Origin of the sequence: Streptomyces sp. NBC_01429, assembly GCF_036231945.1 — a bacterium.
In the GTDB taxonomy this organism is placed as follows: domain Bacteria; phylum Actinomycetota; class Actinomycetes; order Streptomycetales; family Streptomycetaceae; genus Streptomyces.
The window spans coordinates 438,911-451,691 of the sequence record NZ_CP109599.1; the positions used below are offsets into that span (position 1 = coordinate 438,911).

General features: G+C 71.6%; 12 protein-coding genes, 1 pseudogene and 1 riboswitch. Of the genes and pseudogenes, 2 read left to right on the plus strand and 11 right to left on the minus strand.

The window, feature by feature from the left end; translation table 11 throughout:
- Both OG627_RS02005 and OG627_RS02010 read right to left on the minus strand, forming a co-directional pair.
- Complete coding sequence (locus OG627_RS02005) at positions 1-837, minus strand: SDR family oxidoreductase (protein ID WP_329060761.1); 837 nt, start codon at positions 835-837, stop codon at positions 1-3.
- Positions 834-1,970, minus strand: coding sequence for a zinc-dependent alcohol dehydrogenase (locus OG627_RS02010; protein ID WP_329060763.1), 1,137 nt, complete (start codon positions 1,968-1,970; stop codon positions 834-836). The genes OG627_RS02005 and OG627_RS02010 overlap by 4 nt, the downstream gene beginning before the upstream one ends.
- A gap of 118 nt (positions 1,971-2,088) precedes the next feature.
- Here OG627_RS02010 and OG627_RS02015 point away from each other — a divergent pair, with 118 nt between their 5' ends.
- On the plus strand, positions 2,089-3,273 hold the full coding sequence (locus OG627_RS02015; protein WP_329060765.1) for an enolase C-terminal domain-like protein: 1,185 nt from the start codon (positions 2,089-2,091) through the stop codon (positions 3,271-3,273).
- A 145-nt stretch (positions 3,274-3,418) separates the two neighbouring features.
- Here the strand turns inward: OG627_RS02015 and OG627_RS02020 are convergent, their stop codons facing one another.
- From OG627_RS02020 to OG627_RS02030, 3 genes and pseudogenes are all read right to left on the minus strand, one after another.
- Positions 3,419-4,453 carry an alcohol dehydrogenase catalytic domain-containing protein gene (locus OG627_RS02020; RefSeq protein ID WP_329060768.1) on the minus strand — a complete coding sequence of 345 codons (1,035 nt, stop codon included), beginning with the start codon at positions 4,451-4,453 and terminating at the stop codon, positions 3,419-3,421.
- Positions 4,454-4,521: 68 nt separating this feature from the next.
- Positions 4,522-4,935, minus strand: a complete 414-nt coding sequence (locus OG627_RS02025; protein ID WP_329060770.1) for a (R)-mandelonitrile lyase — start codon at positions 4,933-4,935, stop codon at positions 4,522-4,524.
- A gap of 156 nt (positions 4,936-5,091) precedes the next feature.
- Positions 5,092-5,292 (minus strand): annotated as a pseudogene (locus OG627_RS02030) (carboxymuconolactone decarboxylase family protein); the annotation flags it as partial.
- A gap of 196 nt (positions 5,293-5,488) precedes the next feature.
- On the opposite strand from OG627_RS02030, the gene OG627_RS02035 reads away from it, so the two are divergent.
- Complete coding sequence (locus OG627_RS02035; protein WP_329060771.1) at positions 5,489-5,689, plus strand: DUF6191 domain-containing protein; 201 nt, start codon at positions 5,489-5,491, stop codon at positions 5,687-5,689.
- Here the strand turns inward: OG627_RS02035 and OG627_RS02040 are convergent.
- The 6 genes from OG627_RS02040 to OG627_RS35415 all read right to left on the minus strand — a co-directional run bounded on the left by OG627_RS02040 (position 5,686) and on the right by OG627_RS35415 (position 12,415).
- Entirely contained in the window at positions 5,686-7,194 is a 1,509-nt protein-coding gene (locus OG627_RS02040; protein WP_329060773.1) for a hypothetical protein, read from the minus strand. The two genes, OG627_RS02035 and OG627_RS02040, sit on opposite strands and share 4 nt — an antisense overlap.
- Positions 7,195-7,299: 105 nt before the next feature.
- Positions 7,300-8,433 carry an LLM class flavin-dependent oxidoreductase gene (locus tag OG627_RS02045; protein ID WP_329060775.1) on the minus strand — a complete coding sequence of 378 codons (1,134 nt, stop codon included), beginning with the start codon at positions 8,431-8,433 and terminating at the stop codon, positions 7,300-7,302.
- A 14-nt stretch (positions 8,434-8,447) separates the two neighbouring features.
- A complete protein-coding gene (locus OG627_RS02050) occupies positions 8,448-9,602 on the minus strand; it encodes an LLM class flavin-dependent oxidoreductase (protein WP_329060777.1) in 1,155 nt (384 codons plus the stop codon).
- Positions 9,599-10,975: an NtaA/DmoA family FMN-dependent monooxygenase gene (locus tag OG627_RS02055; RefSeq protein ID WP_329060779.1), complete on the minus strand. Its 1,377-nt coding sequence runs from the start codon at positions 10,973-10,975 to the stop codon at positions 9,599-9,601. Before OG627_RS02055 ends, OG627_RS02050 begins: the two co-directional genes overlap by 4 nt.
- 19 nt (positions 10,976-10,994) lie before the next feature.
- Positions 10,995-12,221: an LLM class flavin-dependent oxidoreductase gene (locus tag OG627_RS02060; protein ID WP_443073409.1), complete on the minus strand. Its 1,227-nt coding sequence runs from the start codon at positions 12,219-12,221 to the stop codon at positions 10,995-10,997.
- A 74-nt stretch (positions 12,222-12,295) separates the two neighbouring features.
- On the minus strand, positions 12,296-12,415 hold the full coding sequence (locus OG627_RS35415) for a putative leader peptide (RefSeq protein ID WP_365384135.1): 120 nt from the start codon (positions 12,413-12,415) through the stop codon (positions 12,296-12,298).
- A 46-nt stretch (positions 12,416-12,461) separates the two neighbouring features.
- Positions 12,462-12,575: riboswitch (SAM riboswitch) on the minus strand.
- Positions 12,576-12,781: the final 206 nt, after the last annotated feature.

Consider the following 12,781-nt stretch of genomic DNA (forward strand, 5'->3'; position numbering starts at 1 on the left):
TCAGCCCCCGTCCGGCCGGTAGGCGCTGTTGTCGATGTACATGCGATTCCAGACCGGTGTGACGACCAGTTCGTTGACACACACGTGGGGCGGCAGCGCCGTCACGGAGGCGACGACGTCCGCGACGTCCTCCGGGACGAGCATGCGGGCGATCTCCTCGGGCGGCGGCGGGACGGGCCGGGTGCGCAGAATCGGTGTGTCCACCTCCCCGGGACAGAGATGGGTGGCCCGCACTCCGTGGCGCCCCTCCTGGTCGTTGAGCGTCTCGACCAGCGAGCCCAGCGCCGTCTTGCCGGCGCTGTAGGCGGCCCCGGCCGCGGACATGTAGTGCCGGCCGGCCCAGGAGGACACGACCACGATCTGGCCGAAGCCCGCCGCTCTGAACCCGGGGAGGACCGCGAGCACGCAGCGCACCACCGCGTTGAGGTTGGTGTCGACGACCCGGTCGAAGTCTTTGCCGGTCAGCTCCGCCCACCAGCGGTTGGGCACGTTGGTGCCGGCCGAACAGACCAGCACCTCCAGTGGTCCGGCGCCGTCCGCGGCGGCGCGGTGGGCCGCCGTCACCGACTCCTCGTCCGTCACGTCGACCGGTACGGACACGGCCAGGCCGCCCGCGGCGGTGATCTCGGCGACGGTCTCCGCCAGCAGGGCTTCGCGTCGGCCGGAGACGGCGACGCGGTAGCCGTCGCGCGCCAGGCGCAGCGCCGTGGCGCGGCCGATGCCGCTGCCGCCGCCGATGACCCAGGCGCCCCGGGGCGCGGGGGCTCCGCCCGTGCGCGTCGTGTCCGTACTCGCTGTTTCCGTACCCGCTGTTTCCGTACCCGCTGTGTCCGTCATGCGTTCCCCTGGTTTCCGGAGGTGTGGCCCGGCTCGATCAGTACCTTCACACTGCCCTCGCCACCGCCCGCGGCGGCGAGCGCGTCCGCCGCCTCGTCGAGCGGGAAGGTGCGGGTGGGAAGGGTGGACAGCCCCAGCTCGTCCGTCTCGATGAGGCCGATCGCCGTGATGAAGTCGTCGCGGGTGTACACCCGGGTGCCGATCAGCCGGTGTTCGGCGAAGTTGACCGTGCGGAGGTCCACCGGCGGCGGTGTCTTGTAGACGCCGACGACGACGATGGTGCCCTGGATCCGGGCCGCCCCGGTGAGCTGGAGCGCGACCGACGGATGCCCCGCCGAGTCGAAGACGAGGTCGGCGCCCTCGCCCCCGGTGCGCTCCCGGATCAGCGCCGGGGTGTCGTCACCTGCGGCCAGTGTGGCGAAGCCGTACCGTTCCGCGATCTCGCGCCGCCAGGCGTTGGGCTCGACGATCAGCACGTCCCCGGCCCCGCCGCGGCGGGCGACCAGCGCGGTGAACAGCCCGATCGGGCCCGCGCCGAAGACCACGACGGTGGCGCCGGCGGTCAGCCCGGAGCGGGCCACCGCGTGCACCGCCACGGCCAGTGGTTCGGCGAGTGCGGCCAGTCCGGGCGGGACGGCCGGCGCCACCGGGTGGACGGCGGCGGCGCGTACGGAGACGTACCCGGCGAGGCCGCCCGGCTCGTCCACTCCGTACAGACCGAGCGCGGCGCACACGTGGGCGTTGCCGGACGCGCAGGCGCGGCACGGCGGTACGGTGCCGCGGTCCGCGCAGGCGATCAGCGGCCGTACGGCGACCTGGGTGCCGACCGGCGGGGCGTCGGCCGTGCCGGACGCCGCGACCGTACCGACGAACTCGTGGCCGAGGATCACACCGGGCTCGGCGCGGGCGTGCTGACCGCGCAGGATCGCCAGGTCCGAGCCGCACACTCCGACCCGGGTGACCTCGACCAGCACGCGGCCCGGCGGGACGGGCGGGACGGGCGCCTCGTGCTCTTCGAGGCGGCCGGGTCCGGCCCACGACACGGCGCGCATCGTGCCGGTGCCGGTGTCAGAGCCCGTGTCGGAGCCGGTGTCCGTGTCCGGGCCCGATGGGGTGTCCGATCCGGTGTCCAAAACGTCCTCCTGGTTGCGTATGTTGCAATGCCTTAGCGGCATGTGCAAAACATAGGTCGGTCGGGTTTAAGGTGTCAACGGCCCGGACGGGTATGCCGACCGGAGAGAGGACAGATCCGTGGAGATCATCAACGTCGAAGCACGACACGTCGCCCGGTCGATGTGGGGCAACTTCTGGCAGCAGCAGAAGAGCGTCAGGGGGCCGAGCCCGATGAACGGATTCGCGCGCCGCGGGGACGGCTGGTCCTGGTACACCTGGCCACAGGGCATCGTCGTCGTACGCGTCACACTCGCCGACGGCACCACCGGCCTCGGCTACTCCGAGGACGGCATCGGGGCGGCCACACTGATGGTCAACGAGCACCTCGGGCGCATCGCCACCGGGCTCGACGCGCAGGCGACCGAGCAGATCTGGGAACAGCTGTACCGGTCGTCGATCGTGTACGGCCGCAAGGGCGCGGCGATCGAGGCGATGAGCGCCATCGACATCGCGGTCTGGGATGCCGTGGGCAAGTCACTGGGCCGGCCGGTCTACCAGCTGCTGGGCGGAGAACACGGCAGGGAGGTCCGCGCGTACGCCAGCAAGGTGCAGCCCGACGACGATCCGGCCGAAGTCCGGCGCATGGCACGGGACTACGCGGAGCGGGGCTACACGGGGGTCAAGGCGAACTGGCCGTACGGTCCGGCCGACGGGCGCCGCGGGCTCCTCGCCAACCTCCGCCATATCGAGGCCGTTCGCGACGAGTTGGACGACGACATCGAGCTGATGAGCGACGCCTACATGGGGTGGGACCGCGCGTTCGCCGTCGAGATGCTGCGCGGCCTGTCGGGGCTCGGCCTGCGCTGGGTCGAGGAGCCGCTCGTCCCGGACGATGTGGCGGGCCACGCGATGCTCCGCGACCTGGGCCTGGTGCCCATCGCGACCGGCGAGCACGAGTTCACCCGGTACGGCTTCCAGCACCTCATCGACGCCGGAGCGGCGGACGTGCTGCAACCGGACGTGCACCGGGTCGGTGGCATCACCGAACTGCGGCGGGTGTGCCAGATGGCCTCCGGCGCCGGTCTCGACGTCATCCCGCACGTCTACTCGGCGGCCACCCTGCACGTCGTGCTGTCACAGCCGGGCTGCACCTGGATCGAGCACCTCACCAACCCGTCCTACTGGGGACAGGACCAGCGGGTGGAGCCGCTGTTCCTCGGGGAGCCCGAAGTGATCGACGGACGGCCGCAGTTGCCGACGGAGCCCGGCATCGGGCTGCGGGTCAACGAGAAGGCCATGCCGGAGCTGGCCGACTGGGCGTAGCCGAGGGGGCCGCGGGCGCGATCGGTGACCGACGCGATCGGTGACCGAGCAGACAGCGGCTCAGGTCGTACGGAGTCCGGGACCCGGGTCGGGGTGGGCAGGCGCCGGTCGGCCTGCCCACCCCGGGTGCTCGTGAGCCCGTGACTCAGAGCGTGATCATGACCTTGAGAGCTTCGCGCCGGTCCATCGCCCGGTAGCCCTCCGGTGTCTCCGCCAGGGAGACGGTGCGGTCGAAGACGCGGCCCGGCTCGACGGTGCCGTTCAGGACGGCGGGCAGCAGTTCGTCGATGTAGGCGCGCACCGGGGCCGGTCCGCCGGTGAGCGTGACGTTCGGGCCGAACAGGCTGCCGAAGCCGACCGGGGCCTCCTCGTACTGCGGGACGCCGACCCGGCTGATCACACCGCCCGCACGGACCGCGCCGACGGCCATCTCGTAGGCCGGCAGATGGCCGACGGCCTCCAGTACGGCGCGGGTGCCCTGGCCGCCGGTCAGCTCGCGGACCTTGGCGATGCCCTCCTCGCCGCGCTCGGCGACGACATCGGTGGCACCGAAGAAGCGGCCCAGATCGGTGCGGTCCTTGTGCCGCCCCATGAGAATGATCCGCTCGGCGCCGAGCTGCCTGGCCGAGAGGACCGCGAGCAGACCGACGGCGCCGTCACCGATGACGGTGACGCTGTCGCCCTGCCGGACGCGGGCCTGACGGGCCGCGTGATAGCCGGTGCCGTAGACGTCGGCCAGGGTCAGCAGCGACGGCAGCAGCGCGGAGTCGACGTCCTTGGGGAGCTTGACCAGCGTGCCCTGCGCCTGCGGGACGCGGACGGCCTCGGCCTGGGCGCCACCGACACCGGCGGCGAAGAAGCCGCCGTTCGGGCAGGAGGTCTGCAGGCCCTCGCGGCAGTACTCACAGGTGTTGTCGGCGAAGGCGAACGGGGAGACCACCAGGTCGCCACGGCTGAGGCCGGACACCTCCGAGCCGAGTTCCTCGACGACGCCGATGAACTCGTGGCCCATCGGGGCGGGCCCGTCCGCGGCGGACAGGCTGTGGTACGGGTGCAGGTCGCTACCGCAGACGCAGGAGCGTACGACGCGTACGACCGCGTCGGTGGGCTGCTCGACGACCGGGTCCGGGGCATCCTGGACGCGCACGTCGCCCGCTTGGTGCATGAACGTTGCCCGCATGGGGAGATCTCGCTTTCTGAATGATCAAGAGAATGGTTCCTGCCCGTGGCGGCGATCCGGCCCGGAGGTCAGTGGCTCCGGGTCCGGGGGCCGCCGTACTCGCCGGCGGTGACCTTCTCCAGCCAGGTGGTCTCCGGCCGGTCGTCACCCGGGCCCTCCCACAGGGCCAGATGCTGCATGAAGCGCTCCGGCGTCGCGCCGTGCCAGTGCTCCTCGCCGGGCGGGCAGGTCACCGTCTCGCCCGGACGGGCCTCGAAGACCGTGCCGTCCCGGGTGCCGATCAGCGCGACTCCCTCGACGACGTGCAGGGTCTGCCCCACGGCGTGGTGGTGCCACGCGGTGTGCGCGCCCGGGGAGAACCGCACCATATTGGCGCGTATCCGGGAGGGCTCCTGGCCGGCGTGGATCACGTCGAACCACACGTCCCCCGTGAACCATTCCTCGGGGGCCTTCGTGGTGGGCCCCTGCTTGACGAACTCCATCGGTGTCTTCTTCTTTCAGGTGCGGGTGACGTCTCCGTGGCCCGGGAGCGGGCTTCAGCGCGCGGCCGCTTCCGTGGCCGCGTGGGTGGTGTCCGTGGTTCCGATGATGTCCTTCAGCAGGCCGAGGGCACTCATGGAATTGGGCCAGCCGGCCTAGAACGCCAGGTCGGTCAGTGCCTCGACGGGTTCCTCGCGACTGAGCCCGTTGTCCATCGCCGGTCGCAGATGAAAACCGAGCTGCTCGGTGCGGTACGGCGCCGCCGGCGTCGTCACGGTGATCAGGCTGCGGTCCCGGGGCGAAAGCTCCGGTCGCTCCCACACGTCCCCGAACAGAACCCCGTCCGTGAGTTCCACCATTTTCGGCGCAAGATCACCGAGCGCCTTCTGAGCCGCGGATCCATTTTCCGGCACGACGGCATTCCTCTCACATCTCACCGGCGCCGAGAACGCTGCCGGGACGAATTCCGGGGATAAAACTCTCGCACCGTGACGCGACAGCGAAAGCTGCGGCCCACGCCTCCTGCCGCACCATGTTCTCGCCCATACTGGGGCGATGGAGACCATGGTGTTCATGACGCTTCCCGGACTGGTCATCGCGCTGACCATGGTGGCCTTCGTCGATCAGCTCCTGCTGCGCGCCGGGCAGTCGGCGCTGCTGCTCCGTGACGACGAGGAGGACGGCGCCCCGCCGCACCGGACCACGGTGGATCTGGACGGCGGTACGGCGGTCATACGGATGCCGAGCACACCTTAGGGCGCTTGCCCGGGAAGTCCCGCCCGGCGCCGGTACAGGGTCGCCAGTACCACCGCCGCCACCACCGCCACCGCGCCGCCCACCGCCCATACGGTGGGGTTCCGGTAGAACGGGGCGGGCGACGCGTCGAGCGGGATGACGGCGGTGTCGTTTCCGGGGGTGCGGTCGTAGGGGTTGTACGTGCGGATGGTGCCCCGCGCGCCGGGGACCTGCCGGTCGATCCGGATGTGGAAGTCGATGGCGGTCGTCCCTCCTTCGTGGCGCGCCTCGTGGAAGTTGTCGTAGCCGATGTCGCAGACGAACGCCCCGCCGGGCTTCTTCGGCCGCTCGCACGCCCATGTGCCGCCCGAGTCCTCGAAGGTGTACGGGATGGAGGTGACGGTGGTGCCCTCCGGCGGAACCACCTCGAAGCCGCCCATCACGTCGGGGTCCATCCCCGCGATGCTCCTGAGCCGGCCGGGGCCGTGGTCGCGCAGTCCGAGCCGTACCTTCACCGTGTCACCGACCCGGCCCCGGACGGTTGCCGTGAGCGCCTCGTAGTCGGCCTGCACGGTGGTCTCGACGTGGACTTCGCTGCTGCCGTTCGTGAGGCCGCGGCCGGCCGTTTCGGTCAGCGACAGCGGGGCGCCCGTGCCGCGCACGGTGAGGTCGCCGGGCTTGCGGGGTTCGGACGACCAGCTGTACGACAGTGTGCCCGTCAGCTTCCCGGCGTCGGCCGCGTAACCGATCGGGGAACCGGTGCGGTAGGCGGTGCCCGGTGCGGCCTTCGTGGCGAACACACACCACGCCGAGGTGAAGGCGGTGTCGAAGTAGCAGTTGCCGGGGCGCGACGTCAGCACACCGTCCCGCGCCGTGAGGCGCAGGGCGACGCCCCGTTCCGCGGTGAACCGGCTGTGGTTGGCGAACCTGGGCGACAGCGGTACCGGCTTCCCCGGTGCCACGCCCTTGACGGTCTTCTCGTCCTTGGGCGTGTGCAGCGTGGGACCGTCCACGGTCATCCGGGTGGTGCCGGTGACCGGGGCCGCGTTGTCGGCGGTGACGGTGTACGTCACCGTGCCGCTGTCGCCCGGCTCGACGCCGTCCGCACCGTGCAGGGTGAAGGGCGCGTTGGACTCCCCGTCCCCGTTCCGCACGTCGCCGTACGCGCAGGTGAACACCGGTCCCTCGCCGGTGCAGTTCCCGTGGCCGCCCTTTCCGGCCCGGGCGACGCCCGCCAGCCCCGACGCGTCCACGACGACGTGGACATTACGGGCCGGGCCGTTGCCGCTGGGCTCGACGGCGACGGGCACGACGAAGTCGCTGTTCGTGGCCCCGGCGCCCTCGTCCGCGTGGTACATGGAGAAGACCGCCGGGGCTTCGAGCCGTAGCGCGACCTCGCGGGAGCCGTCGGCCACCGCGGGCGCGGAGGCGGTGGCGAGGACGGCGGCGAGACTCGCCGCCAGCGCGGCCGGACGCCCGGCGCCCCGTACTCGTACCCGTATCCGTGTGCGTATCCGTCGGAGCATGCGCCCTATGTCAGCAGGCGACGACCGCCATGACAAACAGACCGGGTGCCGGGCGCCCGCACCGCCTTCCCGCGGGTGCGGGCGCCCGGCCTCCCGGTCCGGGTCTCACCTGCGTTGCCACTCCCGCGCCAGCAGTTCGTAGGAACGCACCCGGTCGGCGTGGCCGTGGGTGATGGTGGTGACGAGCAACTCATCGGCCCCGGTGGCTTCCTGGAGCTGTTCGAGCTGGTCGGCCACGTGTCCCGGCGTTCCGACGAACTGGGTGTCGACGCGGTCAGCGACCAGCTCGCGGTCCTCCTCGGTCCAGACGCGGGCACGGGCCTGTTCGGGCGTGGGGAACTCGATGGCGCCCTCGGCGGTACGGATGCTGCGGACCCAGGGACCGTAGCCGGTGGCGAGTTCGCGTGCGGTCTCGTCGTCCTCGGCGACGACGACATCGGCGGAGACGCTGACGTACGGCTTGTCGAGTACCTCGGAGGGCTCGAACGCGGCGCGGTAGCCCTCGGCCGCCTCCAGTACGGTGGCCGGGCTGACGTGGTAGTTCGCGGCGAAGCGCAGACCGTTGCGGCCCGCGACCTCGGCGCTCTGTCCGCCGCTGCTGCCCAGGATCCACACCTGCACGTCGGCGCCCTCGCCGGGTACGACATGTGCCTCGATACCGTCCGCGGAACGGTACGTACCCCGCAGCAGGGCGAGGATGTCGGCTATCTGCTCGCCGTAGTCCTGTGGCCGGGCGTCCGGTTGGTGGAGCAGCTGTTGCTGGAGCGCGATCCGGGGTGAGCCGAGCAGCCGCTCGAAGGAGAACCTCGGCGGGATCCTCAGCCCGTTGGGGGCCCGTCCGTCGACGACGGGAATCGTGGCCGGCGCGGACGGCTCCTTCCCCGTGGGCCCGGTGGGGCGGCCTCCCGAGCGGCCGAGGCCCAGGTCGAGCCGTCCCGGGTGCAGGGCGTCGATCAGGCCGAACTCCTCCACGGTGGACAGGGCGGTGCGATGGCCGAGTTGCGCGGCCCCGGAGCCGAGCCTGATCGTCGAGGTCGCCGAGGCGGTCAGGGCCAGCACCACGGCCGGCGAGGTGCCGGCCACACCGGGGTTGAGGTGGTGTTCGGCGATCCAGTAGCGGGTGTAGCCGCACCGTTCCGCCTGCTGGGCCAGGTCGATGGTGTTGCGCAGCGCCTCGGTGGCGTTGGAACCGGACGAGATCGGGACGAGGTCGAGGACCCCGAGGGGGATGCGGGACACGGTCGGGGTTCTCCTCAGTGGTCGGGGGCAGGGGTGGGGAGCGCGGGTGCGGGCCCGGCCGGGGCGTCGGCCGGGGTTCCGGCCGCGGCTTCGACGGCGCCGTCCTCGCGCTCGGCGAGCACCGGGCCCCAGGCGAAGGGCGGGTCGGGGATCTCCCGTCGCAGTACGGGGGCGATGTCGGACTGGAAGAGTTCGAGGGCGTCGCGGTGCTGGGTGTCGGTGAGCCCGCCGGCGTCGGCGTGCAGGTGCAGCACGGTGTGCCCGAACCGCTCGTGGTAGCGGTGCACCTTCTCGATCACCTGCTGGGGGCTGCCGATCAGCGCCGAGCTCCGCTCGATGAAGTCCTCCAGAGTCGGGAACACCGGGTCGACGCCCAGCCGCTTCTGGAAGGCGAGATAGCCCTCGAACACCGGGCGGTAGTGGGCGATCGCCTCCTGGGAGGTGCGTGCCGCGTAGTAGCCCGCCGAACCCGCCCCGACGGCGATGCGCGCCGGGTCGTGCCCGTAGTGCTCCCAGCGCTCGCGGTAGTAACGGATCAACTCGGCGTACGGCTCTATGGTGTTGGTGACGTTCGCGGAGAACAGCGGGTCGCCGTGGCGGGCGGCCAGGTCGACCGACTCCTTGCTGGTGGCGCTGCCGTGCCAGACCCTGATGGGCTGCTGGAGCGGTCTCGGCCACACCTCCGCGTCCTTGAGCCCGGGGCGGAAACGCGTGGCGGCCGTCACCTTGTCCTGCCGCCAGATCTGTCGGAACACCTCGTAGCTCTCGGCGTTGCGCTCCCACTGGTCCTCGGGCGTGACGTGGAACAGCTCACGCTGGGCGGCGCCGTTGCCCTTGCCGATGATCAACTCCAGTCGGCCGCCGGACAGCTGGTCCAGGGTCGCGTAGTCCTCGTAGGCGCGCACCGGGTCCAGCAGACTGAGTGTGGTAACCGCGGTGAACAGCCGGATCCGGGAGGTGAGCGCGGCGATATGGCTGAGCACGACCGGCGGCGAGGAGGAGATGAACGGCCGCTCGTGCCGCTCCCCCACACCGAAGCCGTCGAACCCCAGCTGCTCGGCGAGCAGCGCGTTGTCCAGGACCTCGCGGAAGCGCTCGCCGGTCGGCTTGCGCACACCGGTCACCGGGTGCGGGGCGTGCGCGATCAGGGTGATGGCGAGGAACTTCACGAGGCGGCCCGCTCGCCCGTCGCCTCGGCGTCGGGGTGGGCCAGGCCGAGGTGGTCGCGCAGGGTCGTGCCCTCGTACTCCGTACGGAACACACCGCGCTCCTGGAGCAGCGGGACCACGGTGTCGGCGAAGACGTCCAGTCCGCCGGGGGTGATGTGCGGGACGAGGATGAAGCCGTCGCTGACATCGGCCTGGACGAAGTCGTTGACGGCCCGGGCGACCGTGGCCGGGGCGCCGACGAATGCCTGCCGGCTGCCGGTCTCGATGACCAGGTCCCGGATCGACCAGTTGTTGGCGGCGGCGCGCTCCCGCCACTCGCGGGCGGTGGCCAGCGGGTCGCGGTACATCCGTACCTGGGCGCGGCCGCGGGCGATGCTGTGCCGGCCGAGGTCCGGGTCGATGTCGGGGAGCGGGCCGTCCGGGTCGTATCCGGAGAGGTCGCGGTTCCAGACGAACTCCAGGTGTTTGATCGCCGTGGCACCGCTGACCTGCTGCCCGCGTATCTCGCGGGCCGCCTCCTGGGCCTCGGCGTCCGTGTCGCCGAGGACGAAGGTCGCGGCGGGCAGGATCAGCAGCTGGTCGTGGGCGCGGCCGTGGCGCGCCAGGCGGTTCTTGACGTCCGTGTAGAACGCCTGGCCCTCCGTGAGCGTGCTGTACCGGCTGAAGATCGCGTCGGCGCCGGCGGCGGCGAACTCCCTTCCTTCCTCGGAGTCGCCGGCCTGGAAGATCACGGGGCGGCCCTGCGGGCTGCGCGGGACGTTGAACTGCCCCTCGATGTCGAAGTGCTGCCCCTTGTGCACGAAGGCTCCGGCGCGGGCGTCCCGGAGGAAGGCGCCGGTCCCCGGGTCGGAGACGATCTCGTCGCCGCGCCACGAGTCGAACAGCTCGTTCGCGGTGGACAGGAACTCCTGGGCGCGGGAGTAGCGCTCCTCCTGCGGGAGGTAGCCGCCGCGGCGGAAGTTCTCGCCGGTGAAGGCGTCCCAGGAGGTGACGACGTTCCAGGCGGCGCGGCCGTCCGAGAGGTGGTCGAGGCTGGCGAACTGGCGGGCCACCTCGTAGGGCTCGTTGAAGGTGGAGTTGATGGTGCCGGCCAGGCCGAGGCGTTCGGTCACGGCGGCGAGGGCGGACAGCACGGTGAAGGTGTCGGGGCGGCCGACCACGTCCAAGTCGTATATCTTTCCGCCCTGTTCGCGAAGGCGCAGCCCTTCGGCGAGGAACAGGAAGTCGAATTTGGCGCGTTCGGCGGTCTTCGCGAAGTGCGCGAAGGAGCTGAACTCGATGTGGCTGCCGGCCTCGGGGTCGCTCCACACGGTGGTGTTGTTGACGCCGGGGAAGTGGGCCGCGAGATGTATCTGCTTGAGCGGCTTGCTCATGATCGGTGTTCCCTCCGGCTCAGGCGGTGGCGTAGCGGTTGGCGGGGCGGGGCAGTCCGAGCAGCCCGCGCAGGGTGACGGCTTCGTAGGTGTGCCGGAAGGCGTCGCGGCGCCGCAGTTCGGGCACCAGACCGCGGGTGATCGCCGGCAGGTCGTGGGCGATCACGGCGGGGCGCAGCCGGAAGCCGGAGAGTCCGGCGCGCTGCCATTCCAGGAGCAGGTCGGCCAGTTGTGCCGGTGTGCCCGTGAACACCTTCGCGTCGCTGGTGAAGGGCTGTCCCGCGAGACCGTCCAGCCGGTCCCGGCGGGCCGCCGCCGCGGCGGGGTCGTCGTCGAGGAAGACCACCAGATCGCCGAAGATGTGCAGGGGCTCCTCGGCCCGTGCCGTCCCGGCCCGTTCGGTACGTATCTCGTCGACGATGCCGCGGGCCTGGCCGGCGTCGTGCGGGGTGACGTAGCCGAGGTCGGTGGAGCCCGCGATCAGCCGGTACGGCACACTCTCGTGTCCCAGCGCGGTGACGAGGGGCTGGCCCTGCGGCGGGCGGGGGGTGATGGAGGGGCCCTTGACGCTGAAGTGCCGCCCCTCGAAGTCGATGTAGTGGAGCTTGTCGCGGTCGATGAAGCGGCCGGTGGGGACGGACCTGATCTCGGCGTCGTCCTCCCAGCTGTCCCAGAGGCGGCGCACCACCTCGACGTAGTCGGCGGCCTCGTCGAAGAGTTCGGCGATCGCTTCCCGCGCCCGCGGTGTGTACGTCCCGCCGAAGCGGATGGGCGGGATCGTGCGGCGGCCGAAGTGCGCCGCCTCGTTCTGCCGCCCCGACACCTGGACCCGCAGGCCCGCGCGGCCGGAGCTCACATAGTCCAGGGTGGCGATCGCCTTGGAGAGGTGGAACGGCTCGGTGTGCGTGGCGACCACGGTCGGTACGATCCCGATGTGCCGGGTCAGCGGGGCGACGCGCGCGGCGATGAGTACCGCGTCCAGCCGCCCGCGCACCTGGTCGGTGCGCCCGTCGGGTTCCGTGAGGTCCGAGGACTGGAGTCCGAGTCCGTCCTCGATCGTCACGAAGTCGAGCAGGCCGCGCTCGGCCTCGGCGATGAGGTCGGCCCAGTAGGCGGCGGTGAACAGGTCCCGGGACCGGGCTCCCGGCTCGCGCCAGGCGGCCGGGTGCCATCCCGCGCCGTCGAGGGCGACGGCGAGGTGGAGCGCGGAGGACGGGGAAAAGGGCAGCGAAGAAGACGAGGACACGGAAGTGTGCCTTCCTGATCGACCGTGGGAGAGCGCCGTCCCTCATCGGGAGGGGCGGGTGGCGGCGAAACAGGTCAGGAACAACAGAGCGCGCCGGCCACACGCTGGAGGTCGATATGGGGCCGGGAGTAAAGGTGCACGCGACGTCGCGGGGCCAGGACCCTGGCGGGCAGCGGGGCGATGGGTGACACCATGTCCGCCTCCGCCCCTTCCGTCTCCGGCGGGCCCCAGGGCCTCGCCGTCTCGCGCTTGCGGAACCCGGACGGGCTCCGCCCGGTCGTCACCTGGAGCACCCCACCGCGGTGGGAGGGTTGCCGGTCAGCAAGCCAGGGCTTCACGCTGACACTCATGACCTGACCCGAACGTTACGCGGGCCACCTGCCCCGCGCAATGCCCGGATTCCGGGGTCGTGTTCACGTCGCCAGGATCTGAAGCAACACGACCGCGCCATCTGTTCCCGCTTGGCCGTCGGAGTTTTCGGCCGCCGGATTTTTCGGCCCCGGGCGCGGCGCTGGGGGCCGGACCGAGACTGCCGCCGGGGCGGAACGGCGCGCGCCCAG

Bases quoted from the DNA above. Each gene is read 5' to 3' on its own strand.
- OG627_RS02005 (WP_329060761.1), bottom strand. From the start codon at position 837: ATGACGGACACAGCGGGTACGGAAACAGCGGGTACGGAAACAGCGAGT.
- OG627_RS02020 (WP_329060768.1), bottom strand. From the start codon at position 4,453: ATGCGGGCAACGTTCATGCACCAAGCGGGCGACGTGCGCGTCCAGGAT.
- OG627_RS02025 (WP_329060770.1), bottom strand. From the start codon at position 4,935: ATGGAGTTCGTCAAGCAGGGGCCCACCACGAAGGCCCCCGAGGAATGG.
- OG627_RS02035 (WP_329060771.1), top strand. From the start codon at position 5,489: ATGGAGACCATGGTGTTCATGACGCTTCCCGGACTGGTCATCGCGCTG.
- OG627_RS02040 (WP_329060773.1), bottom strand. From the start codon at position 7,194: ATGCTCCGACGGATACGCACACGGATACGGGTACGAGTACGGGGCGCC.
- OG627_RS02055 (WP_329060779.1), bottom strand. From the start codon at position 10,975: ATGAGCAAGCCGCTCAAGCAGATACATCTCGCGGCCCACTTCCCCGGC.
- OG627_RS35415 (WP_365384135.1), bottom strand. From the start codon at position 12,415: ATGGTGTCACCCATCGCCCCGCTGCCCGCCAGGGTCCTGGCCCCGCGA.